A 26,150-nucleotide genomic window follows, 5' to 3' on the forward strand; every position below is an offset into this window, starting at 1 on the left:
CTTCCCTCGCTTCGGTGGGCGGCTACGGCCGGTCAAGCCGCAGCCGCTCCGCTCTCGGCAGACCGGCGACGACGAGGTCGTACGAGTCCTCGATCAGGTCTTTCACCAGGCGGTCGGGGAGGTCGCCGTCCACGGTCACGGTGTTCCAGTGCCGCTTGTTCATGTGGTAGCCGGGGGCGATCAGGCCCTCGTGGTCGGCGCGGAGGCGGATCGCGTCCTCGGGGTCGCACTTGAGGTTGACCTTGAGGGGCTCCGCGTCCATCCAGCTCAGCGCGAACATCTTGCCGTGCACCTTGAAGACCGAGATGTCCGGGTTGAAGGGGAAGTCCTCCTCGGCCGCGTTGAAGGAGAGACAGAAGGCTCGGAGCTGGTCCGGGGTCACTCGGGGTCGTCCTTCGCGGCGTCGGGCGCCGGCACCGGCTCCACCAGCACCGTCACGATCTTGTTGCGGCGGCCGGCGGCCGACTCGGCGGTGAGGGCCAGCCTGCGGCCGTCGGGGAGTTCGACCTGGGCGGCGGCGCCGGCGATCGGCACCCTGCCGAGGGCCTTCGCGAGCAGGCCGCCGACAGTCTCCACGTCCTCGTCGTCGTACTCCTCAAGGCCGTACAGCTCCCCGAGGTCCGTGATGTCGAGGCGGGCGGTGACCCGGTAGCGGTCGTCGCCGAGGTCGGTGACGGGCGGGAGTTCACGGTCGTACTCGTCGGTGATCTCGCCGACGATCTCCTCCAGGATGTCCTCGATGGTGACGATCCCGGCCGTGCCGCCGTACTCGTCGATGACGACGGCGACGTGGTTGCGTTCCTTCTGCATCTCGCGCAGCAGGTCACCGGCGTTCTTGGTGTCGGGCACGAAGAACGCGGGCCGCATCGCGGTGGAGACCAGGTCGGACTCGGCGTCCCGGCTGATGTGCGTCTTGCGGACCAGGTCCTTCAGATACACGATCCCGACGATGTCGTCCTCGCTCTCCCCGGTGACGGGGATCCGGGAGAAGCCCGAGCGGAGCGCCAGGGTGAGCGCCTGGCGGATGGTCTTGTACCGCTCGATGACGACGAGGTCGGTGCGCGGGACCATGACCTCCCGGACCAGGGTGTCGCCCAGCTCGAAGACCGAGTGCACCATCCGGCGCTCGTCGTCCTCGATCAGCGACTCCTTCTCGGCGAGGTCGACGAGGGCCCGCAGTTCGGCCTCGGAGGCGAACGGGCCGCGCCTGAAGCCCTTGCCGGGGGTGAGCGCGTTGCCGAGGAGGATGAGGAGATACGGGATCGGGCCCATGACGCGGGCCAGCGGCAGCAGCACGTACGCGGCGGCCGTCGCCGTGTTCAGCGGGTGCTGGCGGCCGATGGTGCGCGGGGAGACGCCGACGGCGACGTACGACACGAGCACCATCACGCCGATCGCGGCGAGCAGCGCCTGCCAGGTGGTCGGGATCTCCTGGAGGCAGGCGTAGGTGACCAGCGCCGCGGCCGCCATCTCGCAGGCGACCCGGACCAGCAGCGCCACGTTGAGGTAGCGGGTGGGGTCGGCGGCGACCTGGGCGAGCTTGGCGCTGCCGCGCCGCCCCGACTTCACCGCCTCCTCGGCCCGGAAACTGGAGACGCGGGCGATACCGGCCTCGGCGCAGGCGGCCAGCCAGCCGACGACGACCAGCACGATCGCGCCGAGGACGATCTGCGGACTCATACGAATACGACCCGGCCCGCCTACGAGACCGTCGGCGCCGGGGACGGGCCGGTCAGGCCCTGCTCCGACCGCCAGCCGTCCACGATGGCCGCCTGCAGGCCGAACATCTCGGCCTTCTCGTCGGGCTCCTCGTGGTCGTAGCCGAGCAGGTGCAGCACGCCATGGACGGTGAGCAGCTGGAGCTCCTCGTCCATGGAGTGCTGGGTGTCGGCCTCGGCCCCCTGCTTGGCGGCGACCTCCGGGCAGAGCACGATGTCGCCGAGCAGCCCCTGCGGCGGCTCCTCCTCGTCCTTCGACGGCGGCCGCAGCTCGTCCATCGGGAAGGACATGACATCCGTCGGACCGGGCAGGTCCATCCACTGGATGTGCAGCTGCTCCATGGCGTCGGCGTCCACGACGATCACCGAGAGCTCGGAGAGCGGGTGGATGCGCATCCGCGCGAGGGCGTAGCGGGCGATGTCGAGGATCGCCTGCTCGTCGACCTCGGTTCCGGATTCGTTGTTGACGTCGATCGACATGGCGCTGTGCTTGTCTACTTCCCCTTGTGCCCGGACTTCGAGCGGCCGCCCTGGTGCGCGCCGTTCTCCGTGCCGTGCGTGCTGTCGTACTTCTCGTACGCGTCGACGATACGGCCCACCAGCTTGTGCCGTACGACATCGTGGGACGTCAGCCGGGAGAAGTGCACGTCCTCGACGCCGTCCAGGATGTCCTGCACCTGGCGCAGACCGGACTTGGTCCCGTTGGGCAGGTCGACCTGGGTGACGTCACCCGTGATCACGATCTTCGACTCGAAGCCGAGCCGGGTGAGGAACATCTTCATCTGCTCGGGAGAGGTGTTCTGGGCCTCGTCGAGAATGATGAAGGCGTCGTTGAGGGTGCGGCCGCGCATGTAGGCGAGGGGCGCCACCTCGATCGTCCCGGCCGCCATCAGGCGCGGGATCGAGTCCGGGTCGAGCATGTCGTGCAGCGCGTCGTACAGCGGGCGCAGGTACGGGTCGATCTTCTCGTAGAGCGTGCCCGGCAGGAAGCCGAGCCGCTCGCCCGCCTCGACCGCCGGCCGGGTCAGGATGATGCGGTTGACCTGCTTGGACTGCAGGGCCTGCACCGCCTTGGCCATGGCCAGGTAGGTCTTTCCGGTACCGGCGGGCCCGATGCCGAAGACGATCGTGTGCTTGTCGATCGCGTCGACGTACCGCTTCTGGTTGAGGGTCTTGGGGCGGATGGTGCGGCCGCGCGAGGACAGGATGTTCTGTGTCAGAACCTGGGCCGGGGTCTCCTCCGGGCCCTCCCCGTTCTCACTCGCCCGCAACATGGCGATCGAGCGTTCCACTGCGTCCTCCGTCATCGGCTGTCCGGTGCGGAGCACCAGCATCATCTCGTCGAACAGGCGCTGTATGAGGGCGACTTCACGGGCATCGCCGACCGCGCTGATCTCATTGCCCCGGACGTGGATGTCGGCCGCCGGGAAGGCCTTCTCGATCACGCGCAGCAGCGAGTCGCCGGATCCCAGCACGGTGACCATCGGGTGCTGGGCGGGAACCTCGAACTGAGCTCGGGCCTGCTGCTGCGCGGGGGTGTGAGCTGTGGGTGTCTGAGTCATGGGCCGGCGCTTAAGGCCTGCGGTTCCTCCTCATCACGGCCGCGTAGCTGAGGGCGGCCTCGCGATACCAAGCGTACGACGCGGGACTGACAACGCCGTAGGCCTTTTCACAGCGGAGGCGCCCCCGCTGCAGCCATGAGCCCTGCATGCGCTCCTGCACGCCGGGGCAGAATCCGAGCCGTCACTGCCATACGTGGTCGGGGGGCCGCGTCCGCTCCACGCCACCTGTCCGCACAGAAAGCAGGTAGCCGTGCTGCTGCGTCTGCCCACGTCGGTGTCCGAGGCCCGGGAATGTCTGGCCGAGGGGGCGATACCCGTCGGCGGAGCGACCCTGATATGGGCCGCGTGGCAGCGGGACGGCTTCCCGGAACAGGCGGTGTCCCTGCGGGAGGTACCGGAGGCGACGGCGGTCGGGGACGGTGTGCTGGGCGGCGCGGTCCTGCTGCACCAGGTGGACGACCGGGTTCCGGAGATGCTGCGGCAGGCGGCGAAGGGCGTGGGCACGGGGGCGGTGCGCCGGACGGCGACGGTGGGCGGGAACATCGCCGGGTCGAGTCTGCGGGACCTGCTGCCGGCGGCGATCGCGCTGGACGCGTGGGCCGACGTGCTCACGGCGGACGGGGTCCACCGGGTGGACCTGGCCGAGGTGCAGGCCAAGTCGCCGCTGCTGCTGGCGCTGCGCTGGCGGGAGCCGGTGAGGGGCGCGTACGCGAAGGTCGCGGACCCGGCGGGCGGGGAGGTGCCGACGATCGCCGCCGCGGCGGTGGACACGGAGGGTGTGCTGCGGGTCGCCGTGCGGGAGGGGTATGCGGTGACCAGCGGGAGTGTGGGGGCCGACGGGGGCGGGGTGGAGGAACTGTTCGCCGGTGCGTTGTCGGGGGTGTCGGAGGCGGGGCGGTCGCTGGTGCGGGAGCAGGTTGCCAAGGTGCGGGGGGAGTAGGGCGGCGGTTCGTGGTCGGCTGCGGGTGAGTGGGGGTTGCTCGCGCAGTTCCCCGCGCCCCTTTGGGGCGCGCTGCACAGCCGTGACTCATATAGCCGCGGGCAGTCGTGCCTCCCCCAGTGCCTTAAGGGCCTGGGAGGTGCCCCCAGGGCGGCACGGGTGGGCGCGGGCGGCACCGCGCCAACGCGGGCAAGTGAAACCCCCGGCCCCAGCCCCCACGCAGCCGCACCCGCACCCTCGGCAGTCACCCCGCGCGTCCGAACCCGATCGTCGGCACCGCCCTCCGCAGGGGCCACGGCCTCACCTGGTCCTCCTCCGGCACCAGGCCCTCCAGGAACGCGTACCGCCGCAGCGCCGCCGGATCCTGCCCGTCCACCGACTGCACCTTCCGCCACCACGCCCCGATCTCCGACCACCCGGGAGCGGACAGGGAGCCGCCGAACTCCTGGACGGACAGAGCTGCCGTGAGGCCCGCGAAGGCGAGCCGGTCGGCCAGCGGCCAGTCGGCCAGCGTGCCGGTGACGAAGCCGGCGACGAAGACGTCGCCCGCGCCGGTCGGGTCGAGGGCCTCCACCGCGATCGCCGGTACCTCCGCGGACTCCCCGGTCCGCCCGTCGACCGCGTACGCCCCCTCCGCCCCGAGGGTGACGACCGCCAGGGGCACGTACTCGGTGAGGGCGTGCGCCGCGGCCCGCGGGCAGTCCTCGCCGGTGTACCGCCTCGCTTCCTCCGCGTTCGGCAGGAACGCCTCGCAGTGTTCCAGGTCGGCGAGGCCCGCGAGGTCCCACGCACCGGTGTCGTCCCAGCCGACGTCGGCGAAGATCCGGGTCCCCTCGGCGGCCGCCCTGGCGATCCAGGGGTTGCGTTTGCCGGGCGTGAGGGAGGCGACGGCGGCACGCGCACGGGCGGGGTGGCCGGGTGCGTTCTGCTGGCGGAACAGCGTGTCGGCGGGCAGCTCGTGCCCGTGCGACACCATGGTCCGCTCGCCCTCGTACGCCATGGAGACGGTGACCGGCGAGTGCCAGCCGCGCACGGTCCGGGACGGGGAGAGGTCGATGCCCTCGCCCTGGGCGAGCGCGTCCCAGCAGTACTCGCCGTAGTGGTCGTCGCCGAAGGCGGCCGCGAGGGAGGTCTTCAGGCCGAGGCGGGCGAGGGCGGTGGCCATGTTGGCGATGCCGCCGGGGCTGGAGCCCATGCCCCGGGCCCAGGACTCGGTGCCGCGCACGGGCGCGGAGTCGAGGCCGGTGAAGACGATGTCGAGGAAGACGGTGCCGGTGAGGTAGACGTCCCAGGGCGGGTCGCCCGGCGAGCGCAGGCCGGCCAGCGGGTCGACCTGCGCGGCGCAGTGCGGTGCTGTTGCTCCCCTGTCGTCGTCGAGGTACTCCGGTTCCTCTCCGGCGAACGCGTTGGACGCGGTCACGGTGCGCTCCCTGACGTGGTGCGGATCCGGTCAGTCTGCACCATGGCGCGGGAGAGGCGGCCGCTCTCGCCGTACGACCGCCCGAACGAGCGGCGCTACCAGCGGACGGCCCCCACGAGGTCGAGGCCGGCGGTGAGCAGCGCGTCGAGGTCGGCCAGGTCGGCGGTGGACGGGTCGGTGAGCGGGGCGCGCACGGGACCCACCGGCCGGCCGCGCAGCCGGGCCGCCGCCTTCACCAGCGAGACCGAGTATCCGGGCACCCGGTCCCGCAGTTCGACGAACGGCACGTAGAAGTCGCGCAGCAGCTTGTCGACCGTGCCGTGGTCGCCGCCCTGCAGGGCGGCGAAGAAGGCGTCGGCGATCTCCGGGGCGAAGGCGTGCACGGCGGAGGAGTAGGCGGGGACGCCGACGGCGGCGTAGGCGCGGGCCTGGATCTCGGCGGTGGCGGCGCCGTTGAAGAAGAGGAAGCCGTCCGGGGCGGCGAGGGTGAGCCGCTGGAGCCGGTCGAGGTCGCTGTGCCCGTCCTTGAGCCCGATGACGCCGGGGATGCCGGCGATCCGCGCCAGCGACTCGGCGGTGTACGTGACCTGGCCGCGCTGGTAGACGACGAGCGGCAGCCCGGTCCGGCCCGCGATCGCCTCGACCTGCGCGACGAGTCCGTCCTGCGGGGCGCCGACGAGGTAGTGCGGCAGCACGAGCAGGGCGTCCGCGCCGGCCTCCTCCGCGATGCGCGCGAACCGGACGGCCTGCGCCCAGCCGTAACCCACCCCCGCGACCACGGGCACCCGGCCGCCGGCCTCCGCGACCGCCGCGCTCACCACCTGCCGGTACTCCTCCTCGTCCAGCGAGAAGAACTCCCCGGTGCCGCAGGCCGGGAAGAGGGCGCCGGGCCCGGCGGCCAGCTGCCCCGCGACGTACGCCCGGAATCCGTCCGCGTCGAGGGACCCGTCGGCGTGGAACGAGGTGAGCGGGAACGACAGCACCCCGCCCGCCATCCCGTCCCGCAGCCTCCGCACCACATGCTCCGGCTGTCCGGCCACCCCACCCATCTCTGTCTCCCCATATAGACAGCATCCACGTACAAGAACTGAGACTAGATATGCGAACGCACCCCCGTCAACGGCGCACACCGCCCCGCCCCTCTACGATCTGCACATGTCCGAGACAGCAGGCGTCCGCGAGGTGAAGTCCGCGGCGCGCACGGTGGAGCTGCTGGAGCTCCTCGCGGCCCGCGGCGACCGTCCGGCCCGCCTCCAGGAACTGGCGGACGAACTCGGCGTCCCGCGCAGCTCGATGTACGCCCTGCTGCAGACGCTGATCACCCGCGGCTGGGTCCGCACCGACACCACCGGTTCCCTCTACGGCATCGGCATCCGCACCCTGCTGACCGGCACCAGCTACCTGGACTCGGACCCGCGCGTCCGCCTCGTACGCCCCTACCTCGACGAGGCCTCGGAGGTGCTCGGCGAGACGATCCACCTGGGCCGCCTGGACGGCCCGGACGTGGCGTACCTGGCTACCCGGGAGTCCCACGAGTACCTGCGCACGATCAGCAGGGTGGGCCGCCGCCTCCCGGCCCACGCGGGCGCCCTCGGCAAGGCGCTGCTGGCGGAACGCCCGGACGCCGACCTCCCCGCGGGCCCCTACCGGCCCCTCACCCCCCACACCCGCACCACCCGCGACGCCCTCGCCGCCGACCTGGCCGGGGTCCGCGCCCGCGGCTACTCGATCGACCGCGAGGAAGGCGTCCTCGGCATCACCGGCTTCGGCTTCGCCCTGCGCTACGACACCCCGCCCCAGGACGCGATCAGCTGCTCGGTACCGGTGGCCCGCCTGACCCCGGCCCACGAGGACCAGATCATCACGGTGATGCAGGAAATCCGCACCCGCATCGAGTCAGCGACAACGGGCGGCACAGTCAACTGGCGGTGAGTGGTCCCACGTTGTCTTAGGGCGCGGGGCTGTACCGATCTGCGGCTCCGCCGCATGGGCGCGACCAGCACACCCGCCCTTCAAACACCCGAACCGCAGCCAACCCAGGGGCGCGGGGAACTGCGCGAGGAACCCCCACTCAGCCGCACCCGCCACTCACCGAACCCCCCACGGCGCGCGGCGGTCCTACCCCCTCCCCCGCACCCAAAACCCCACCGTGCCCCACATCACACCCCCCGCCCTTCTTCCGGTCCCCCGCCCTTGATACAAATTCTCCGCGCGTTCCTGTCCCTCGACGGCCTGCGCCCAACCCCCTTCTTGAGCCGCTCCTTTCGCATGCCCTGGGAACGCCCGTGTCCGCCCCCCGCACCACCCCCTGGCCCCTCGTCGCCCTTTTCACGGCCGGGTACCTGGCCCCGTACCTCCTCCCGACCACCGTCGGCAGGCTCGCATCGGGGCTCCCCCTCTCCGCCACCCAGGCAGGCGCCATCGGCAGTGCCCTGCTGCTGAGTTCGGCGACGGCCGGCTTCCTCCTCGCCTCCCGGGTGGACCGCACCGGCCCCCGTACCCTCGCCCGGCTCGGACTTCTGCTCGCGGTCCTCGGCTACGGCGGGGCGGCCCTGACCACCGCCGTCCCCGCGGTCATAGCCGGCGCAGCCGTCGGCGGATTCGGCTCCGGCACGATCACCGCCGTCGCCGCCACCGGCATCGCCGCACAGCGCGACCCCCACCGCACCACCACCCTCGGCCTGCTCGGCGTCTCCGCCCTCGCGGGTGCCGTCTATCTGACGGTCCCGCACCTCGGCCCCGGCCACGCGCAGCCCCTCGCCGCGATCGCGCTCACGGCGCTCGCGGTGTGGCCGCTCACCGCCCGCCTGTCCCCCCGTACCGCCCCGGCCCTCCCCCGCGCCGCCGCCGGCTCCCGGCTCCCGCACCTGCGCTCGGGTCTGCTGCTGGCCGCCGCGATGCCCTGCTGGTCGGCCGCGCAGAACTCGCTGTGGGGGGTCAGCGGCCGGATCGGCCTGACGCAGGCGCATCTCAGCGAGGCGACCGTCGGCCTGGTGTTCGCGGTGGCGCTCGGCACCGGCCTGCTCGGCGTGGTCGGCGCGGGCGCCCTCGGCCCGCGGCTCGGCCGGGCCCTGCCGATCGGTCTCGGCACCGTGCTGATCGCGGGCTGTATCGCGCTCAGCGCGTCCGCGACCGACCTCACGTCCTTCGCGACCGGCGAGATCGCCTGGAACCTGCTCTACCCGGTCGTCCTGTCGTACGTCATCGGCCTGGCCGCCGCCCTGGACCCGCGCGGCCGCTGGGCGGTGCTGGTCGGGTCGGCGTCGTCGCTGGGGACGGCGGTCGGCCCGATGACCGGCAGCCTGCTGGCGGCGCGGGCCGGTTTCCCGGCGATGGGAACGGTCCTCGCGGTGGGCCTGCTGGCGGTCGCGGTACCGCTGACGGCGGTGGCACTGCGGCGCAGGACCACCACCGTCGCGACCCACGCGGCGCACACCGGGGACACCGCACGGCTGGACGTGGCGGCCTAGGGCCTGTCTGACAATTCCCGTCTGCCCTCCGGGCGACGACGGGAATTGTCAGACAGGCCCTAGCCGAACTCGAACGCCTCCACCTCGGCGAGGTACCGGGCCCGCAGTTCCTCGTCGTCCTCCAGGAAGGAGGCGAGGAAGGAGTTGCGGGCCAGCTCCCGCATCTGCTCCCTGGACAGGCCCAGGGCGTCGCGCACGGCGTGGTAGTTGTCGGCGACGTAGCCGCCGAAGTAGGCCGGGTCGTCGGAGTTGACCGTGCACAGCAGCCCGGCTTCGATCATGGCCGGAAGCGGGTGCTCGGCGAGCACGTCGACCGCGCGCAGCCGGACGTTCGACAGCGGGCACAGCGTCAGCGGGATCCGTTCCCGCACCAGCCGGGCGACCAGTTGCGGGTCCTCCAGGCAGCGCAGCCCGTGGTCGACGCGCTCGACGCCGAGCAGGTCCAGCGCCTCGGTGATGTACTCCGGCGGCCCCTCCTCACCGGCATGCGCCACCCGCCGCAGCCCCAGCTCGGCCGCGGCCGCGTACACCTCGCGGAACTTGACCGGCGGATGCCCGACCTCGGCCGAGTCCAGCCCGATGCCGATGATCCGGTCGAGGTACGGCTTCGCGGCCTCCAGCGTCCGCATCGCCGACTCGGCGGACTCGTCCCGCAGGAAGCACATGATCAGGCGGGTGGAGACCCCGTGGTTCTCGACGCTGCGGCCGAGCGCCCGCCACAGGCCCTCGACGACCGTCCCCATGCCGACGCCCCGGGCGAGGTGCGCCTGCGGGTCGAAGAAGATCTCGGCGTGCCGCACACCCTGGGCAGCGGCCCGCGCGAGATACGCGTTCGCGAGGTCCTCGAAGTCCTGCTCGGTGCGCAGGACGGCCATGAGCTCGTAGTACAGGTTCAGGAAGGACTGCAGGTCCTCGAACTGGTACGCCTTGCGCAGCGCTTCGGTGTCCGCGTACGGCAGCTCGACGCCGTTGCGCGCGGCCAGCTCGAACGCCAGCTCGGGCTCCAGGGTGCCTTCGATGTGGAGGTGCAGTTCTGCTTTGGGGAGGGGCATCAAAGCATGGTACGTCCGCTTCACCTGCGCTTCGGAACCGGCACTCGGAGCAGGTCGTAGGCGACGGTCAGCTCGCCCTCGTAGCCGGCGGCCCGTGCCTGCCGTTCGAAACTCTCGGGGTTCTCGGGTTCCGGGTAGCGCTGGCTGAAATGCGTCAGCACGAGGTGCCGTACCCCCGCGTCGCGGGCCACGGCCGCCGCCTGACCGGCGGTCAGGTGGCCGTGTTCCGCGGCGAGTCCGGCGTCCTCGTCGAGGAACGTCGACTCGATGACGAGCAGGTCGCAGCCCTCTGCAAGGGCGTGCACCCCGTCGCACAGCCGGGTGTCCATCACGAACGCGAACCGCTGGCCGCGGCGCACCTCGCTGACCTCGTCGAGCGTGACGTCCCCGAGGACGCCCTCGCGCTGGATCCGGCCGACGTCGGGGCCGGTGATGCCGTGCGCGGCGAGCCGTTCGGGCAGCATGCGGCGGCCGTCGGGCTCGGTGAGCCGGTAGCCGTACGACTCGACGGGGTGGGAGAGCTTCCTGGCCTGCAGCGTGTAGGAGCGGGTGGCCGCGAGGTCGCCGTCCGCGTCGACGGGGGCCTCGGTGATGCCGACGGTCTCCCGGTACGCGGTGGCGTACCGCAGCCGGTCGAAGAAGCGCTGCCCGGACTTCGGGTAGTGCGCGGTGACCGGGTGCGGGACCTTGTCGAGGTTGACGCGCTGGATGACCCCGGCGAGGCCGAGGGAGTGGTCGCCGTGGAAGTGGGTGACGCAGATCCGGTTCAGGTCGTGCGCGGCGACCCCGGCCCGCAGCATCTGCCGCTGGGTGCCCTCGCCGGGGTCGAAGAGGATGCCCTCGCCGTCCCAGCGCAGCAGGTAGCCGTTGTGGTTGCGGTGCCGGGTGGGGACCTGGCTGGCGGTGCCGAGGACCACCAGTTCACGTACGGACACGGCGAGTTATCCGGGCGGCCACTGCAGGCCGCGGCCGCCGATGACGTGGGCGTGGGCGTGCCAGACGGTCTGGCCGGCGCCGCTGCCGGTGTTGAAGACGATGCGGTAGCTCTCCAGCTTGTCCTCGTCGGCGACGGCCTGGGCCTCACGCAGTATGTCGGCGGCCGCGGCGGGGTCGCCTGCGGCGAGCTCGGCCGCGTTCCTGTAGTGGACCTTGGGGATCACCAGGACGTGGGTGGGCGCCTGGGGGTTTATGTCCCGGAAGGCGACGGTGGTGTCCGTCTCCCGGACGATCGTCGCCGGGACGTGGCCTGCGACGATCTTGCAGAACAGGCAGTCGTCCTGGGGTTCCCCGGCCATGTCTTCTCCTCGCCCGGTGATTCAGTGCCCGGTGATCAGCTCCGGGGGCATCGTAGTCGGTCTGGCTGCGGGCCGGTGGGGGCTGGTCGCGCCCCCGCGGCGGAGCCGCACATCGGAACAGCCCCGCGCCCCTTTCAGGTGGGACCAGGCGCCCTTACCTACATCGGCAGCGTCGGCGGAACCTTCGCGGGCGTCGTCTCCAACGCCTCCAGCGCTATCCGCACCGCTTCGTCCAGTTGCGGGTCCCTGCCCGCCCCCCAGTCCTGCGGCCGCTGTACGACCTCCACGTCCGGGTCGACGCCGTGGTTCTCCACGCCCCAGCCGTAACCCTCCAGCCAGAACGCGTACTTCGGCTGGGTGACCAGGGTGTCGTCGACCAGGCGGTAGCGGCTGTCGATGCCGATCACGCCGCCCCAGGTGCGGGTGCCGACCACCGGGCCGATGCCCAGTGCCTTGATCGCCGCGTTGACGATGTCGCCGTCCGAGCCGGAGAACTCGTTCGCGACGACCACGACCGGCCCCCGGGGCGCGTCCTTCGGGTAGCTGAACGGCCGCATGCCGCGCGGCAGGTCCCAGCCGACGATCCGCCGGGCCAGTTTCTCCACCACGAGCTGGGAGGTGTGCCCGCCGCGGTTCTCGCGGACGTCCACGACGATGCCCTCGCGGGCCATCTCCACGCTCAGGTCGCGGTGGATCTGGGCCCAGCCGGGTGCCTGCATGTCGGGGACGTGGAGGTAGCCGAGGCGGCCGCCGGACGACGTGTGCACATGAGCCCTGCGGTCGGCGACCCACGCGTGGTAGCGGAGCGGCTCCTCGTCGGCGACCGGGACGACCACCGGGTGCCGCAACTCGCCGCCGCCCGCGGGGGACACGGTCAGTTCGATCGCCTTGCCGGCCGTGCCGACGAGGAGGGGGCCGGGGCCGGTCACCGGGTCGACCGGGCGGCCGGCGACGGCCACGATCGCGTCGCCGGGGTGTACCGCGACGCCGGGTGCGGCGAGCGGGGAGCGGGCACCGGGGTCGGAGGTCTCGGTGGGCAGGATCCGGTCGATGCGCCAACTGCCGTCCGGGTGGCGGGAGATGTCGGCGCCGAGCAGGCCCTGGCGGGCGCCGCCGCCGTGGCCGCCGCGCGGGGTGACGTAGGCGTGCGAGGTGCCGAGTTCGCCCTGGACCTCCCAGAGCAGGTCGACGAGGTCGTCATGGGTGGCGACCTGCTCGACGAGCGGGCGGTAGCGGTCCAGGACGCCGTCCCAGTCGACGCCGCCGAGGTCGGGGCGCCAGAACTGGTCGCGCATGATGCGGCCGGTCTCGTCGAACATCTGCCGCCACTCGGCGGCCGGGTCGACGGTCTGCCGGACCCGGGCCAGGTCGACGGTGACGTTGGTGTCGCTGTCGTCGTCGCCCGAGGCGCGGCGGTCGCTGGGTACGACCTTGAGCTTGCCGTCGGCCCACAGCAGGACGCGTTTGCCGTCGCCGCTGACCTCGAAGTGGTCGGCGTCGGAGGAGAGGTACTCGATGCGCTGCTGGGCGAGGTCGTAGCGCTCCAGCTCGGTCTTGGGCGCCGGGTCCTCGGGGTGGGCGCGGGAGGCGCCGAGCACGCCGCGCACCGGGTGGCGCAGCCAGAGCACGCCGTCCTTGGCGGTGCGCAGCGTGGAGTAGCGGCCGGCCTCGACGGGGAAGGGCACGATCCGGTCGGCGAGGCCCTCCAGGTCGATGCGGGTGGCGGGGGTGCCCTCCGCGTCCGGGGTCTCGTCCTTGTCGGGGGTCTCGAAGGGACGGCCGTGCCGCTGCGGGCCGAACGGCGAGGGGGTGGTGGCGGCGAGGGTGATCAGGTGCGGGCGGTCGCCGACCACGAAGGCCAGGTCGAAGACGTGCTCGTCGTAGACCGGGTCGAAGGAGCGGGTGGAGAGGAACGCGAGGTGTTTGCCGTCGCGGGTGAAGGCGGGGTCGTAGTCCCGGAACCGCAGCGGGGTCGCCTCGGTGACGGTGAGGTCGGTGGTGTGGGCGATGCGGAGCTGGCAGAGCCCGCCGGCACCGGGGTGGGACCAGGCGAGCCAGCCGGAGTCGGGGGAGAAGGCCAGTCCGGAGACGTCGCCGTCCTCGCTGCGGTCGACCTCGCGGACCTCGCCCGTCTCCCGCTCGACGAGGAGCAGCCGGCCGTCGTGGGCGGCGACGGCGACCCGGCCGCCGTCGGGGGCGACGGCGAGGTCCAGGACCCGGCCGAGCTGTCCGGCGGCGATCCGGCGCGGGGTGGAGCCGGGCACGAGCCCGGTCGCGGGGGCGAACTCCAGGGCGTCGTCGCCCTCGGCGTCCGTCACCCACACCACCCACTCCTCCGCGTCCGCGCGGAAGGTGACGGGCAGCCGGGCCCGCACCCCGGGCTGGGCCGCCAGGGCCCGCGCCGGACCGGACCGGTGGGTCACCCAGTGCACGCCGCCGCGCACCAGGACGGCGCTGCCGCGCGCGGTGTGGTCGGGCGAGGCGGAGCTGAACCAGCGGGCCGCGTTGACGGGATACGGCTGCCGGTCCACCCGGGACCCGCCGAGCCGGATGTCCAGGCGGCGCGGCTCGGCGCCCTCCAGGTCGTCGAGGAGCCAGAGTTCACCGGCCGAGGCGTAGACGACCCGGGTGCCGTCGCCGGACGCGTGCCGGGCGTAGAAGCCGTCGAGCGGGGTGTGGCGGCGCAGGTCGGAGCCGTCGGCGAGGGAGGAGTAGAGCGCGCCCGTGCCCTCGTGGTCGGAGAGGAAGGCGATCCGGTCGCTGGACCACACCGGGTACTCCAGGTTCCCGTCGAGCTCCGCGTGCAGCCGTTCGAACTCGCCGGCGCCCTCCCGGTCGATCCACAGCTTGCCCGCCGTACCGCCCCGGTACCGCTTCCACCAGGCCGCCTCCCGCCCCATCGGCGCGGACAGCAGCACGGTGTGCGGCCCGAAGGCGACATGGCCGACCGGGCCGTAGGGCAGGACGGTGGACGGGCCGCCGTCGAGCGGGACGGTGTGGGCCCAGCTGCGCCGGAGGCTGGCCTGGCCGTGGGTGGTGACCGCGAGGACCCGGCCGTCGGCGGTCCAGCCGCGTACCTGGGTGCGGGCGCTTCCCCAGTGGGTCAGGCGGGTCGAGGAACCGCCGTCGACGGGGGCGAGGTGGATCTCCGGGGCGCCGTCGCGGGTGGAGGTCCAGGCGACCGTGGTCCCGTCGGGCGAGATGCGCGGCAGCGTCACGGGGACGTTGTCGGCGCTGACCCGCCAGGCCCGGCCGCCGTCCAGGGGCGCGAGCCACACGTCGTCCTCGGCGGTGAAGGCGACCAGATCGCCGTGGACGTGCGGAAATCGGAGGTAGGACCGCGGTCCGTTCGCTGCACCCTGAGTCACTCGCTCAGCCTATGCATCGGGGCGTGTTCCCGGTGGCCGATTTCGATCACTTTCCCTGCACCGGCCAGCACTTGGGGTCGCCCTGGCACCAGACGGTCTTCGTGACGGTCACGGTGGGGCCGGGCTGCTGCCCGTACGTGGGCGGCCGGTAGGTGCTGTACGCCGGCCCGGGTGTCGCATCGCAGTCGCCCAGCCCGTTCACCCGGAACCACTCCTTGCCGCCGACCTCGGCGACGAGGTTCCCGCGCACACAGGCTCCGCTGACGGCCTTGGTGACCCGGCCGGTGACGGTGATGCTCCGGCCGTCCTTGGTCCGGCCCTGGCAGTCGACGGAGACGACGGTGGTCGAGGTCGCCGACGGCGTCCTGGCGCTCCCCGTGCTCTTCGTGCTCCCCGTGCTCTTCGCCGGCGAGCCGTAGTTGCCGGTGCAGGTGAGCCAACTGACGTCGACGTGCTGGCGTTTCAGCTCGGCGGTGGCGGTCTGGTCGGTGGTGTAGGCGACCGTCGCCGTGTTCAGATCGCTCGGCCGGCAGGCCGCCGCACCACCCACGGCGATCACCGCGAGCCCCGTCACGGCCGCCACCCTGGTCCCGCGCGGCCGGCGCCAAATCCGCCTCAATGCCCCCATGGAGGGCAGCCTGCCACCGTCCCGCCGGTGACGGTAGGGGGCATACGGCCACTCACGTGTTCGGAGGGGTCCCCCGTGCCGGTGTCCCCTTCTTCAGGGATCCTCAGGGATCCTCGGGGTTCCTCGGGGTTCCTCGGGGTTCCTCAGGTGCGCAGCAGCAGCCACTCCTGCAGCTCCACCAGGTTCCCCTCCGGGTCCTTGAGGCGGGCGGCCCCTGCCACAGACCGTTACCGGCGTGCAGCAGGGGCCGCAGAAGCTCCACGCACCTCGGCGTAGAAGCGTTGACGCCCTCACCTGCGGATGCAGGCGATTCCGGTCCGTGCCGTGCGCGGCACCACCACGGGTTCCTGCTTCGCAGGCCCCCGCCGTTCCCCAGGGGGAGCTGGTCTTACGGGACCTCCACAGGCCTGACTTTCCGCCCGTCCGGCGGTAGATCCTGTCGGATGAAGCGACCGTAGCAGCGCAGCTGACTCAACTTGGCGAGTTCCCCCGGCGCCCCCACCTCAAGGGTCAGGCTTCGCACAAGTGACCGATGTCAGGACCACCGGCCGGTGCGGCCCAGCAGCAGGGCCGCGGCCGCCGTTCCGGCGGTCGAGGTGCGCATCACGGTAGGCCCCAGGGTGTACGCCTTCGCACCCGCCTCCTCGAACAGCGCCACCTCGTCCCGGGCGACGCCGCCTTCGGGCCCGACGACCAGCACGATCTCGCCCTCGGCGGGCAGCGGTACCTCGGCGAGGGGTTCGCTGCCGTGCCCGAAGTCGGAGTGGAGGACGGCGGCGAGGTCGGCCTTGGCGAGAAGTGCGGCAACCTGCCTGGTCGTCGCCGCGTCCGCGACCTCCGGGAACCGCAACCGGCGGGACTGCTTGCCGGCCTCACGGGCGGTGGCCCGCCACTTGGCGAGCGACTTGAGCCCCCGGTCGCCCTTCCACTGCGTGATGCAGCGGGCGGCCTGCCAGGGCACGATCGCGTCGACGCCGACCTCGGTCATGGTCTCCACGGCGACCTCACCGCGGTCGCCCTTGGGGAGCGCCTGGACGACGGTGATACGGGGCTGTGGGCGGGGCTCCTCCTGGACGCTCTGCAGGCCCGTCACCACCAGCCGGTCCTTGCCCTCGGCGGCCCGCACGACGCCCTCGATCCAGCGCCCGCGCCCGTCGGTGAGGATGACGTCCTCGCCGGGCTGAAGCCGCTTCACGGAGACGGCGTGCCGCCCCTCGGGCCCGTCCAGGACGACCTCGCCGCCGGAGAAGTCGGGCACCACGAGCGGGTCGAGCACGAACACCGGAGCGGTCATCCCCGCTCCCCCTCTCCCTTGGTCGACAACGCTGTCGACGCGGCGGCGAGTTCCTCCGCGAGGGTCTCCACCAGCTGCCCGGCGGGCAGCTCGCGGGCCATCCGGTGCCCCTGCCCGGCCCACAGGGCCATGCCCTGCGCGTCCGTGGCCTTGGCGGCGGCCTTGCGCAGCGGGGAGGTGAGGTGGTGGACCTCCGGGTAGGCGGCGGGCGCGTACGGGCCGTGCTCGCGCATGAACCGGTTGACCAGGCCGCGGGCGGGCCGCCCGGAGAACGCCCGGGTCAGCGCGGTCCGCGTGAACAGCGGGTCGGTGAGCGCCTGCTTGTGCAGGTCCGCGGCGCCGGACTCCGGGGTGGCCAGGAAGGCCGTGCCCAGCTGCGCGGCGCTCGCCCCCGCCGCCAGTACGGCCGCGATCTGGCTGCCGCGCATGATGCCGCCGGCGGCGACGACCGGGATCCCCACGGTCTCCCGTATCTGGGCGACCAGCGACAGCAGCCCGATCCCGGACCCGTCGTTCTCCGGCACGTCCCGGTGGGTGCCCTGGTGTCCTCCGGCCTCCACGCCCTGTGCGATCACCGCGTCCGCCCCGGCCCGCTCGACGGCGAGGGCCTCCTCGGCGGTGGTGGCGGTGACCAGCGTGAACGTCCCGGCGCGCCGCAGGGAGTCCAGTACCTCCCGGGTCGGCACACCGAAGTGGAAGGAGGCCACGGCCACCGGGTTGTCGAGCAGCACGGCCAGCTTGGCCTCGTACCCGTCGTCCCGGCCGCTGTCCGGGTCGCCGAGCTCGGTCTCGTACCAGGCGGCCTCACCGGCCAGCTGATGCGCGTAGACCTCCACGGCGCCGGACTCGGCGTACTCCGGCTGCGGCATGAAAAGGTTCACGCCGAAGGGGCGACCGGTCAGCCCCCGCAGTTGCTTGATCTCCTGGTACATCCCGTCGGCGGTCTTGTACCCGGCGGCGAGGAACCCCAGCCCGCCCGCCTCGGACACGGCGGCGGCGAGCTGCGGCAGGGAGACCCCGCCTGCCATGGGGGCCTGCACGATCGGAAAGGGGAAGAGATCGGTCAGTGCGGAGGACATGACGGCATGTTGTCACGTCCTCCGAACAAGACCGAATCGGGCCGCCTCTTTGGCACATGCCAGAAATTTCCCCGAACCACGAACCCCTTGACCTGCTGTCCGACCGAGCCGGGGAGCCTCCGGGGACCACCTCGCCTCCCGATCAACCAAGCCGAAAAGCGGCCTCGCCTCTTCATTGGCCGAGTCGAAGAGGGGCCTCGCCTCCCAGCCGACCGAGTCGGGGGGCGGCCTCGCCTCTTCATTGACCGAGTCGGGGGGCGGCCTCGCCTCTTCATTGGCCGAGTCGGGGGGCGGCCTCGCCTCTTCATTGGCCGAGTCGGGGGGCGGCCTCGCCTCTTCATTGGCCGAGTCGGGTGGTGGGTGGGCGAGGTTCCGGGGGTCCAGGGGGCGGAGCCCCCTGGTGGGGTCGAAGGGGCGGAGCCCCTTCACTGTGCCCCGTCAGCGCCCGTTGAACGCGTCCTTCAGCCGGCTGAACAGCCCTTGCTGACCGGGCTGGAACTGCCCCGTCGGCCGCTCCTCCCCGCGCAGCTTCGCCAACTCGCGCAGCAACCGCTCCTGCTCCGGGTCGAGCTTGGTCGGGGTCGTCACCTCGACATGCACGATCAGGTCACCCCGGCCGCCGCCCCGCAGATGCGTGACACCCCGCCCGTGCAGCGGAATCGACTGCCCGGACTGCGTACCCGGCCGGATGTCGACCTCCTCAAGACCGTCCAGCGTCTCCAGCGGCACCTTCGTACCGAGCGACGCCGCCGTCATCGGAATCGTCACCGTGCAGTGCAGATCGTCCCCGCGCCGCTGGAACGTCGAGTGCGGCAGCTCGTGGATCTCGACGTACAGGTCACCGGCCGGACCGCCGCCCGGCCCGACCTCGCCCTCACCGGCGAGCTGGATCCGCGTGCCGTTGTCGACACCGGCCGGGATCTTCACGGTCAGCGTCCGCCGCGACCGCACCCGCCCGTCGCCCGCGCACTCGGGGCACGGCGTCGGCACGACGGTCCCGAAGCCCTGGCACTGCGGGCACGGACGCGAGGTCATGACCTGGCCGAGGAAGGACCGCGTCACCTGCGAGACCTCACCACGGCCCCGGCACATGTCACACGTCTGGGCGGTGGTGCCCGGCGCCGCGCCCTCACCGTTACAGGTGTTGCAGACGATCGCCGTGTCGACCTGGATGTCCTTGGTCGTACCGAAGGCCGCCTCGTCGAGCTCGACCTCGATCCGGATCATCGCGTCCTGGCCGCGCCGCGTACGCGACCTCGGCCCGCGCTGGGACGCCGTACCGAAGAACGCGTCCATGATGTCGGAGAAGTTCCCGAAACCACCGGCCCCGAAGCCCCCGGCCCCCGCGCCGCCGCTCTGCGAGAGCGGATCGCCGCCGAGGTCGTAGACCTGCTTCTTCTGCGGGTCCGACAGCACCTCGTAAGCGGCGTTGATCTCCTTGAACCGCTCCTGGGTCTTCGGATCCGGGTTGACGTCCGGGTGCAGCTCGCGCGCGAGCCGACGGAAGGCCTTCTTGATCTCTTCCTGCGACGCGTCGCGGCGCACGCCGAGAACGGCGTAGTAGTCCGTGGCCACTTACGACTCCGCCAGGATCTGTCCGACGTACCGTGCCACCGCTCGTACCGCTCCCATCGTTCCCGGGTAATCCATGCGGGTCGGTCCGACCACGCCGAGCTTGGCGAGTGCCTCGCCGCCCGAACCGTAGCCGACCGACACCACGGACGTGGAGTTGAGTCCCTCGTAGGCGTTCTCGTGACCGATGCGTACGGTCATGCCCGAATCCCCGGCCTCGCCAAGGAGCTTGAGCAGCACGACGTGCTCCTCCAATGCCTCCAGGACGGGCCGGATCATGAGGGGAAAGTCATGTCCGAAGCGGGTGAGATTGGCGGTACCGCCGATCATCAGCCGCTCCTCGTTCTCCTCGACGAGCGTCTCCAGCAGGGTGGAGAGCACCGCCGAGACCGCGCCGCGGTCCTCGGCCTCGAAGGCTTCCGGCAGATCCTCCACCAGCCGGGGCACGTCCGAGAACCGGCGCCCCGCGACCCGGCTGTTCAGCCGCGCCCGCAGGTCCGCCAGAGACGTTTCCCCGAAGGGTGCCGGGCAGTCGACCATCCGCTGCTCGACCCGCCCGGTGTCGGTGATCAGCACCAGCATCAGCCGGGCCGGCGCGAGTGAGAGCAGTTCCACATGGCGCACGGTCGACCGCGTCAGCGAGGGGTACTGCACGACCGCCACCTGCCGCGTCAGCTGTGCCAGCAGCCGGACGGTCCGCGCAACCACGTCGTCGAGATCGACGGCGCCGTCGAGGAAGTTCTGGATGGCCCGCCGCTCGGGCGCGCTCATCGGCTTGACGCCGGCCAGCTTGTCGACGAACAGCCGGTAGCCCTTGTCGGTGGGGATCCGCCCCGCGCTGGTGTGCGGCTGGGCGATGTACCCCTCGTCCTCCAGGGCGGCCATGTCGTTGCGCACGGTCGCCGGGGAGACCCCGAGGTTGTGCCGTTCGGTCAGCGCCTTCGACCCCACCGGTTCCTCGGTGCCGACGTAGTCCTGGACGATGGCGCGCAATACCTGAAGCCTGCGTTCACTCAGCATCCAGCGCCACACCTCCAGAAAGTCGTCCCCGTGGCCTTTCGGGCCCTTCGGGCCTTTCGTCTGGCACTCTGCGAACGCGAGTGCCAGCATCCCCGGCCCAGTGTACGGCCGTGGGGTACTGACTGGGCAAGGTCGGTCAGGACCCATGGCGTTCTACGGCTAGCGTCGCGGCATGACGGTGACTTGGGAAGAGCTGGGCTGGGAGCGGGTGGCCGAAGGGGTCGGCCGGTGCCGGCTGCCGGGCTGGGACTGCACGGCGGGTCTGGTTCTCGGCGCGGGTACGGCCCTGATGGTGGACGCCGGTTCGAGTCTGGCGGAGGGCGCGCGGTTGCGCATGGAGGCGCAGGCGCTGGCCGACCGCCGTGTGACCCATCTCGCGCTCACCCATCCCCATTTCGACCACGTCTTCGGGGCGGCCGCCTTCGCGGGCGCGAACCTGTACGCGGCGGTGGGCACCGAGGCCGTCTTCGCGTACGACCGCGAGGCGCTGCGCCTGGACGCGGTCCGCAACGGCCTCCCCTCCCCCGAGGCCGAGGAGGCCGCCGACGCCCTGCCCAGCCCCCGCCACCTGGTCTCCGGCGAGTGGACCCTCGACCTCGGCGACGGCCGCCAGGCACTGCTGGCGAACGTGGGCCCCGGCCACACCCCCCACGACCTCGCCGTCCTGGTCCCCGGCGACCCGGAGGTGGTGTTCTGCGGCGACCTGGTGGAGGAGTCCGGCGATCCGCAGGCCGGCCCCGACGCCGTACCGTCGCAGTGGCCGGCCGCTCTCGACCGCCTTCTCTCCCTGGGCGGCGACCGCGCCCTGTACGTACCCGGTCACGGAGCGGTGGTGGACGCGGCGTTCGTGCGGGCCCAGCGCGACGCCCTGGCGGCCCGATTCGGCGTGTCGTAGGCGCGCCGGTCCGGCTTCTCCTATCGTCATCCGAATGCGCCAGTACTCCGCCGACCTGACACCGCCGTGGAAGAAGCCGAAGCCGGTGCCCGAGGTGGCCGCCGAACCCGGTCTGGTGGTGGAGGAGCCCGGTACCGGTTTCTGCGGCGCGGTGATCCGCTGCGAGGCGGGCACGGTCACCCTGGAGGACCGCTTCGGCAAGCACCGCGTCTTCCCGCTGGAGCCGCGCGGCTTCCTCCTGGAGGGCCGGGTCGTCACCCTGGTGCGCCCCGCGTCCGGGGGGCCGGTACGCCCCTCCCGCACCGCCTCCGGCTCGGTCGCCGTCCCCGGCGCACGCGCGCGTGTCGCCCGCGCGGGCCGCATCTACGTGGAGGGCCGCCACGACGCGGAGCTGGTCGAGAAGGTCTGGGGTGACGACCTGCGCATCGAGGGCGTGGTGGTGGAGTACCTGGAGGGCGTCGACGACCTTCCCGCCATCGTGGCCGAGTTCGCCCCCGGCCCCGACGCCCGCCTCGGCGTCCTCGTCGACCACCTGCTCCCCGGCACCAAGGAGTGGCGCATCGCCCAGTCGGTCACCAGCGACCATGCCCTGGTCGTCGGCCACCCGTACATCGACATCTGGGAGGCGGTGAAGCCGTCGTCCCTGGGCATCGAGGCGTGGCCGCGCGTCCCGCACGGCCAGGACTGGAAGACGGGGGTGTGCCGCGCGCTGGGCTGGCCGTCGGAGAACACGGGCGCGGTGTGGCAGGCGATCCTGGCGCGGGTGAGCTCCTACAAGGACCTGGAGCCGGAGCTGCTGGGGCGGGTGGAGGAACTGATCGACTTCGTCACGGGCGACGGTGGCGTTTGACCGGGGGCAACGTCCCGAATTCGCTCGTGTCCAATTTGATACCGAGGATGTCCAACGCCAGTGGCATACCGAACTTGCCTGTCCGCTCCACCAGATAATCCGCCTCTTCGCCGCGCCCGGTCGGTTCCGTGAGCAGCAGGCATTGGGACGCCATGGGGTCAATGATCAAGTAAGCCGGTACTTTGCCCGCTGCGTAGATGGATCGTTTGTCTCCATAGTCCCGGTCGATACTGTTCTTCGAGACGACTTCCACAACCATGGTGATCATCCCGGAGGGCAACAGGCGTCCTGAACCAGGGACCCCATCGCGTTCGATGACCACCAGATCGGGCACTGGCTCACTGAGTTCATTCGGAATGTCCACGTCCTGCACCTGCAGCCGCCGCCAGCGATCACGAGGGATCTGGTCCTGGACGGACTCCACGATCATGTTATGGACCAGGCCCGGCCCCGCCATCATCACGATGTCCCCCCGCAGAAGCTCCGCCTTGAAGCCCTCGGGAACCTCCAGGTTCTCGAAGATCTCCCTGACGTCGGTGATCAGTCGATCGTCCACAGCGGTCATCTCCGTGGCCCTCCACATCCGCCGCGTACTTTTCGCAGCAGCCTACGAACCAGGTTAGGGACCGAACCGGCTTTCCGCACCGATTCACCCACCGGAGTGATCAGTCCACCAAGTCCCTGACCACCGCATCCGCCAGCAACCGCCCCCGCAACGTCAGCACCGCCCGCCCCTCCTCGTACGGACCGGCCTCCAGCAGCCCCTCGCCCAGCGCCCGCCGCGAGGCCGCCAGCCCCTCCTCCTTCAACAGAGCCAGCGGCACCCCCTCCCGCAGCCGCAGCTCCAGCAGGATCCGCTCCACCCGCCGGTCCTCGTCCGTCAGGACCTCACGCCCAGCCCCCGGTGACCGCCCGGACGCCAGCGCCGCCGCGTACGCCCCCGGGTGCTTCACGTTCCACCACCGCACGCCCCCCACGTGGGAGTGCGCCCCGGGCCCCGCGCCCCACCAGTCGGCGCCCCGCCAGTACAGCTCGTTGTGCAGGCAGCGGCCGGCCTCGGAGGTGGCCCAGTTGGACACCTCGTACCAGTCGAAGCCCGCCCCCGCCAGCACCGAGTCGGCGATCAGGTAGCGGTCGGCGTGGACGTCGTCGTCGGTCATCGGGACCTCGCCCCGGCGGATCCGGCGGGTGAGCTGGGTGCCCTCCTCGACGATCAGCGCGTACGCCGACACATGGTCGGGACCGGCCCCGATCGCCGCGTCCAGCGAGGCCCGCCAGTCGTCGTCGGACTCGCCCGGGGTGCCGTAGATCAGGTCGAGGTTCACGTGCTCGAAGCCGGCCGCGCGGGCCTCCGCGACGCACGCCTCGGGGCGTCCGGGGGTGTGCGTCCGGTCGAGGACCCGCAGCACGTGCTGCCGGGCGCTCTGCATGCCGAAGGAGATCCGGTTGAAGCCGCCCTCCCGCAGAGCCGCCAGGTAGGCCGGGTCGACGGACTCCGGGTTCGCCTCCGTCGTGACCTCCGCGTCGGCCGCGAGCCCGAACTCGTCGCGGATCGCGTGCAGCATCCGTACCAGATCGGCGGCGGCCAGCAGCGTCGGCGTACCGCCGCCCACGAACACCGTGCGCACCTCGCGCGGGTCGTCGCCGAGGACCTTCCGCGCCAGCCTGACCTCGTCGATCAGCGTGTCCGCGTAGTTGTCGCGGGAGGCGAGGACACCGCCGGTGCCGCGCAGCTCGGTCGCCGTGTAGGTGTTGAAGTCGCAGTAGCCGCAGCGGGTCGCGCAGTAGGGGACGTGCAGGTAGAACCCGAGGGGGCGGGCGGCGGCACCGGCGAGCGCGGACGCGGGGAGCGCGCCGTCGTCGGGGACGGGCTCGCCGTCGGGGAGTGCGGAAGGCATGTCCTCCATTGTCCCGTACGACTGTCCCGTACGACGCCGGTCACTCCGCCCGTCACTCCGCCTGGAGGACGAGCAGCGCCAGGTCGTCCTCCGGCTGTCCGCCGCCGAACTCGTGGACGAGCCGTCTGATGCGTTCGGCGATCAGGTCGGCACTCAGCCCCGCGCAGCCGGCGAGCGCCCGCGCGAGCCCGTCGCCGTCGTCGAACTGGCGGCTGCCGGAGCGCCGCTCGGTGACCCCGTCGGTCACGCACAGCAGGCTGTCTCCGGGCGCGAGCTCGATGGTCTCGCTGGTGTACGTCTCGTCCTCGACGACCCCGAGGAGGGTCTGCGGGCGGGCGGCGGTGCGGACCTCGCCGTCGGGACCGAGGAGCAGCGGCAGCGGGTGCCCCGCGGAGGCGAGGGTGCAGCGGATGCCGCCGCCGTCGAGGGGGGTGAGTTCGCCGTAGAGGAGGGAGAGGAAACGGGTCTGCGGGCCGTCGCCGGGCGGCGTGGGGCGGCCCCCGGCGGCGACCAGGGCACGGGCGGCGGCGTCGGCGGCCTCGGTGGCGTCGTCGAGGAGGAGCTGGTTGAGCCGGTCGAGGACGTCGGCGACCCGGTACCCCTCGCGGGCGAGGAGCCGCAGCCAGGGCCGGGCGAGGCCGATGACGACGGCGGCCTCGGGGCCCTTGCCCTGGACGTCGCCGACCGCGAAGCACCAGCGGCCGTCGCCGGCCGGGAAGAGGTCGTAGAAGTCGCCGCTGGGGCCGCCCTTGTCACAGGGTTCGTAGACGAGCGCGCTGCGCACTCCCGGGATCTCCGCGACCGCGCCGGGCAGCAGCCCGCGCTGCAGTACGGCGCTGATGGTGGCCTGGCGGGCGTACTGGCGGGCCGCGCCGATGGCGAGTGCGACCCGGCGGCCGAAGTCCTCCACCAGGCCGGTGATCTCGTCGGGGATGCCGTCCGGGCCGGAGCGTCCGATGACGAGCGTGCCGAGCGGGCGGCCGCCCGCGACCAGCCGGTAGGCGAGCGCCGAGCCGAGGGCGCCCTGCGGGCCGAGCGCCGCGCCGGGCCAGGGATACGGCTCGGGCCCGGACCGTAAGCCGCTCTGTGCGCACGGCGGGTCCTTCTCCAGGGCGCGGCGCAGTTCCTCGATGCGGTTCTCGCTGCCGTGCCAGACCCGGGCCAGCCGCGGCCCGCCCGCGCCGGCCGGGTCGCCCCAGCCGCCCCCGCGCCCGGTCGCCTCGTCCTCCAGCCACACCGCGCACCAGTCGGCGAGCCGCGGCACGATCAGCTGGCCGGTGAGCGCGGCCACCAGGTTCTCGTCGAGCTGCCCGGCGAGCAGGTCGGAGGCCTCGGCGAGGAAGGACAGCGCGCCCCGGTTGAGCCAGTCCCGGTCGCGTTCGGGGCGGTGGGAGCAGCCCCCGCTCTCCGTGGCGGCCACGTGCGCGGGCGCGGGCGTGTGTGCGTGCGCGTGCGGAGGTGGCTCGGGGGCGAGGATCTCGGCGACCTTCAGCTGCTGCTCGTCGGGGAGCGTGCCGCCGCGGCCGGTCAGCCGGGCCCACACCGACTTCGCACCGGTGCGGTACGTCACCCCCCAGCACTCGGCGAGCGAGGCGACCAGACGCAGCCCGCGCCCGAACTCCGGTGTCTCGTACGGCGTCTCGCCCGGATGGTCGCGGAGCGCCCGGGAGGGATGGCGGTCGGTGACCTCGACGACGAACGCCGTCTCCTCCCGCGTCTCCAGCCACCAGTCGACCTCGACGTCCGTGCCGGCGTGCACGACGGCGTTGGTGACGAGTTCGCTGACGACGACCATGGCATCCTCGGCGATCCGCTGCTGCTCCGGGCAGAGGAGCCCGCAGTCGGTCCACTCGTCGAGGGAGGCGCGCACCAGGGCGCGGGCGGAACCGGGCGCGAGGGGGCTTCCGGACAGGGTCGCGCGCCTCTGCGCACGCGGGCCCGCGGTGTCGTGCGCGGGCGCCGCGTCGTGCGCAGGCGCCTCACGGACCCGGGAGACGGTCTCCCGTTGCGTGGGTATGGCCCCCATGTCCAGCTCCCCGAGCAGTTCGGACGAATACATCCCGATCGATGCGGACAGAGTGACAGACTG

Annotated in this window: 23 protein-coding genes; 5 read left to right on the forward strand and 18 right to left on the reverse strand. The window is 72.3% G+C overall.

Features of this window, described 5'->3' with window-relative positions:
* Nucleotides 1-22 precede the first annotated feature (22 nt).
* From SSP29_RS44975 to SSP29_RS44990, 4 genes are read right to left on the reverse strand one after another with little or no spacing between them, the layout of a single operon-like run.
* Nucleotides 23-382: an MmcQ/YjbR family DNA-binding protein gene (locus tag SSP29_RS44975; RefSeq protein ID WP_089106769.1), complete on the reverse strand. Its 360-nt coding sequence runs from the start codon at nucleotides 380-382 to the stop codon at nucleotides 23-25.
* Entirely contained in the window at nucleotides 379-1,680 is a 1,302-nt protein-coding gene (locus tag SSP29_RS44980) for a hemolysin family protein (RefSeq protein ID WP_089106770.1), read from the reverse strand. Before SSP29_RS44980 ends, SSP29_RS44975 begins: the two co-directional genes overlap by 4 nt.
* A 20-nt stretch (nucleotides 1,681-1,700) precedes the next feature.
* Entirely contained in the window at nucleotides 1,701-2,198 is a 498-nt protein-coding gene (ybeY, locus tag SSP29_RS44985) for an rRNA maturation RNase YbeY (RefSeq protein ID WP_089106771.1), read from the reverse strand.
* A 14-nt stretch (nucleotides 2,199-2,212) separates the two neighbouring features.
* Nucleotides 2,213-3,280 (reverse strand): PhoH family protein, encoded by a 1,068-nt coding sequence (locus tag SSP29_RS44990; RefSeq protein WP_089106772.1) that lies wholly within the window; start codon nucleotides 3,278-3,280, stop codon nucleotides 2,213-2,215.
* Between the two features lie 250 nt (nucleotides 3,281-3,530).
* On the opposite strand from SSP29_RS44990, the gene SSP29_RS44995 reads away from it, so the two are divergent.
* The gene (locus SSP29_RS44995) at nucleotides 3,531-4,220 is read left to right on the forward strand and encodes an FAD binding domain-containing protein (protein ID WP_089106773.1); all 690 of its coding nucleotides are present in this window, start codon (nucleotides 3,531-3,533) and stop codon (nucleotides 4,218-4,220) included.
* A 244-nt stretch (nucleotides 4,221-4,464) separates the two neighbouring features.
* On the opposite strand, the gene SSP29_RS45000 is transcribed toward SSP29_RS44995, so the two are convergent.
* Together SSP29_RS45000 and SSP29_RS45005 are read right to left on the reverse strand one after the other, a co-directional pair.
* Nucleotides 4,465-5,640, reverse strand: coding sequence for a carbohydrate kinase family protein (locus tag SSP29_RS45000; protein ID WP_089106774.1), 1,176 nt, complete (start codon nucleotides 5,638-5,640; stop codon nucleotides 4,465-4,467).
* Nucleotides 5,641-5,735: 95 nt separating this feature from the next.
* The gene (locus tag SSP29_RS45005; protein WP_089106775.1) at nucleotides 5,736-6,689 is read right to left on the reverse strand and encodes a 5-dehydro-4-deoxyglucarate dehydratase; all 954 of its coding nucleotides are present in this window, start codon (nucleotides 6,687-6,689) and stop codon (nucleotides 5,736-5,738) included.
* Nucleotides 6,690-6,795: 106 nt separating this feature from the next.
* Here SSP29_RS45005 and SSP29_RS45010 point away from each other — a divergent pair, with 106 nt between their 5' ends.
* Both SSP29_RS45010 and SSP29_RS45015 read left to right on the forward strand, forming a co-directional pair.
* On the forward strand, nucleotides 6,796-7,572 hold the full coding sequence (locus tag SSP29_RS45010; protein WP_089106776.1) for an IclR family transcriptional regulator: 777 nt from the start codon (nucleotides 6,796-6,798) through the stop codon (nucleotides 7,570-7,572).
* A 353-nt stretch (nucleotides 7,573-7,925) separates the two neighbouring features.
* Nucleotides 7,926-9,110 (forward strand): MFS transporter, encoded by a 1,185-nt coding sequence (locus SSP29_RS45015; RefSeq protein ID WP_150136167.1) that lies wholly within the window; start codon nucleotides 7,926-7,928, stop codon nucleotides 9,108-9,110.
* 59 nt (nucleotides 9,111-9,169) lie between these two features.
* Here the strand turns inward: SSP29_RS45015 and SSP29_RS45020 are convergent, their stop codons facing one another.
* The 9 genes from SSP29_RS45020 to hrcA all read right to left on the reverse strand — a co-directional run bounded on the left by SSP29_RS45020 (nucleotide 9,170) and on the right by hrcA (nucleotide 20,418).
* Nucleotides 9,170-10,162: an adenosine deaminase gene (locus SSP29_RS45020; protein WP_150136168.1), complete on the reverse strand. Its 993-nt coding sequence runs from the start codon at nucleotides 10,160-10,162 to the stop codon at nucleotides 9,170-9,172.
* Nucleotides 10,163-10,182: 20 nt separating this feature from the next.
* Nucleotides 10,183-11,097, reverse strand: coding sequence for a ribonuclease Z (locus SSP29_RS45025; protein ID WP_089106778.1), 915 nt, complete (start codon nucleotides 11,095-11,097; stop codon nucleotides 10,183-10,185).
* A gap of 6 nt (nucleotides 11,098-11,103) precedes the next feature.
* A complete protein-coding gene (locus tag SSP29_RS45030; RefSeq protein WP_089106779.1) occupies nucleotides 11,104-11,457 on the reverse strand; it encodes a histidine triad nucleotide-binding protein in 354 nt (117 codons plus the stop codon).
* Between the two features lie 158 nt (nucleotides 11,458-11,615).
* Complete coding sequence (locus tag SSP29_RS45035; protein WP_089106780.1) at nucleotides 11,616-14,825, reverse strand: S41 family peptidase; 3,210 nt, start codon at nucleotides 14,823-14,825, stop codon at nucleotides 11,616-11,618.
* A 46-nt stretch (nucleotides 14,826-14,871) separates the two neighbouring features.
* Nucleotides 14,872-15,453: a hypothetical protein gene (locus SSP29_RS45040; RefSeq protein ID WP_174856061.1), complete on the reverse strand. Its 582-nt coding sequence runs from the start codon at nucleotides 15,451-15,453 to the stop codon at nucleotides 14,872-14,874.
* Nucleotides 15,454-15,988: 535 nt separating this feature from the next.
* Nucleotides 15,989-16,747 (reverse strand): 16S rRNA (uracil(1498)-N(3))-methyltransferase, encoded by a 759-nt coding sequence (locus SSP29_RS45045; protein ID WP_089106781.1) that lies wholly within the window; start codon nucleotides 16,745-16,747, stop codon nucleotides 15,989-15,991.
* Complete coding sequence (locus SSP29_RS45050; RefSeq protein WP_089106782.1) at nucleotides 16,744-17,826, reverse strand: nitronate monooxygenase; 1,083 nt, start codon at nucleotides 17,824-17,826, stop codon at nucleotides 16,744-16,746. Before SSP29_RS45050 ends, SSP29_RS45045 begins: the two co-directional genes overlap by 4 nt.
* Before the next feature lie 438 nt (nucleotides 17,827-18,264).
* A complete protein-coding gene (dnaJ, locus tag SSP29_RS45055; RefSeq protein WP_089106783.1) occupies nucleotides 18,265-19,401 on the reverse strand; it encodes a molecular chaperone DnaJ in 1,137 nt (378 codons plus the stop codon).
* The gene (gene hrcA / locus SSP29_RS45060; RefSeq protein WP_089106784.1) at nucleotides 19,402-20,418 is read right to left on the reverse strand and encodes a heat-inducible transcriptional repressor HrcA; all 1,017 of its coding nucleotides are present in this window, start codon (nucleotides 20,416-20,418) and stop codon (nucleotides 19,402-19,404) included.
* Nucleotides 20,419-20,590: 172 nt separating this feature from the next.
* Between hrcA and SSP29_RS45065 the strand changes: the two genes are divergently transcribed.
* Nucleotides 20,591-21,313, forward strand: a complete 723-nt coding sequence (locus tag SSP29_RS45065) for an MBL fold metallo-hydrolase (protein ID WP_089106785.1) — start codon at nucleotides 20,591-20,593, stop codon at nucleotides 21,311-21,313.
* A gap of 34 nt (nucleotides 21,314-21,347) precedes the next feature.
* On the forward strand, nucleotides 21,348-22,163 hold the full coding sequence (locus tag SSP29_RS45070) for a DUF3097 domain-containing protein (RefSeq protein ID WP_089106786.1): 816 nt from the start codon (nucleotides 21,348-21,350) through the stop codon (nucleotides 22,161-22,163).
* On the opposite strand, the gene SSP29_RS45075 is transcribed toward SSP29_RS45070, so the two are convergent.
* The 3 genes from SSP29_RS45075 to SSP29_RS45085 form a co-directional block, all read right to left on the reverse strand.
* Nucleotides 22,141-22,728 carry a Uma2 family endonuclease gene (locus SSP29_RS45075; protein ID WP_089106845.1) on the reverse strand — a complete coding sequence of 196 codons (588 nt, stop codon included), beginning with the start codon at nucleotides 22,726-22,728 and terminating at the stop codon, nucleotides 22,141-22,143. The two genes, SSP29_RS45070 and SSP29_RS45075, sit on opposite strands and share 23 nt — an antisense overlap.
* Nucleotides 22,729-22,828: 100 nt before the next feature.
* The gene (gene hemW, locus SSP29_RS45080; protein ID WP_089106846.1) at nucleotides 22,829-24,061 is read right to left on the reverse strand and encodes a radical SAM family heme chaperone HemW; all 1,233 of its coding nucleotides are present in this window, start codon (nucleotides 24,059-24,061) and stop codon (nucleotides 22,829-22,831) included.
* Nucleotides 24,062-24,113: 52 nt separating this feature from the next.
* A complete protein-coding gene (locus SSP29_RS45085) occupies nucleotides 24,114-26,087 on the reverse strand; it encodes a SpoIIE family protein phosphatase (RefSeq protein ID WP_174856062.1) in 1,974 nt (657 codons plus the stop codon).
* Nucleotides 26,088-26,150: the final 63 nt, after the last annotated feature.

It is taken from the genome of Streptomyces hyaluromycini, assembly GCF_002217755.1.
Taxonomy (GTDB): domain Bacteria; phylum Actinomycetota; class Actinomycetes; order Streptomycetales; family Streptomycetaceae; genus Streptomyces; species Streptomyces hyaluromycini.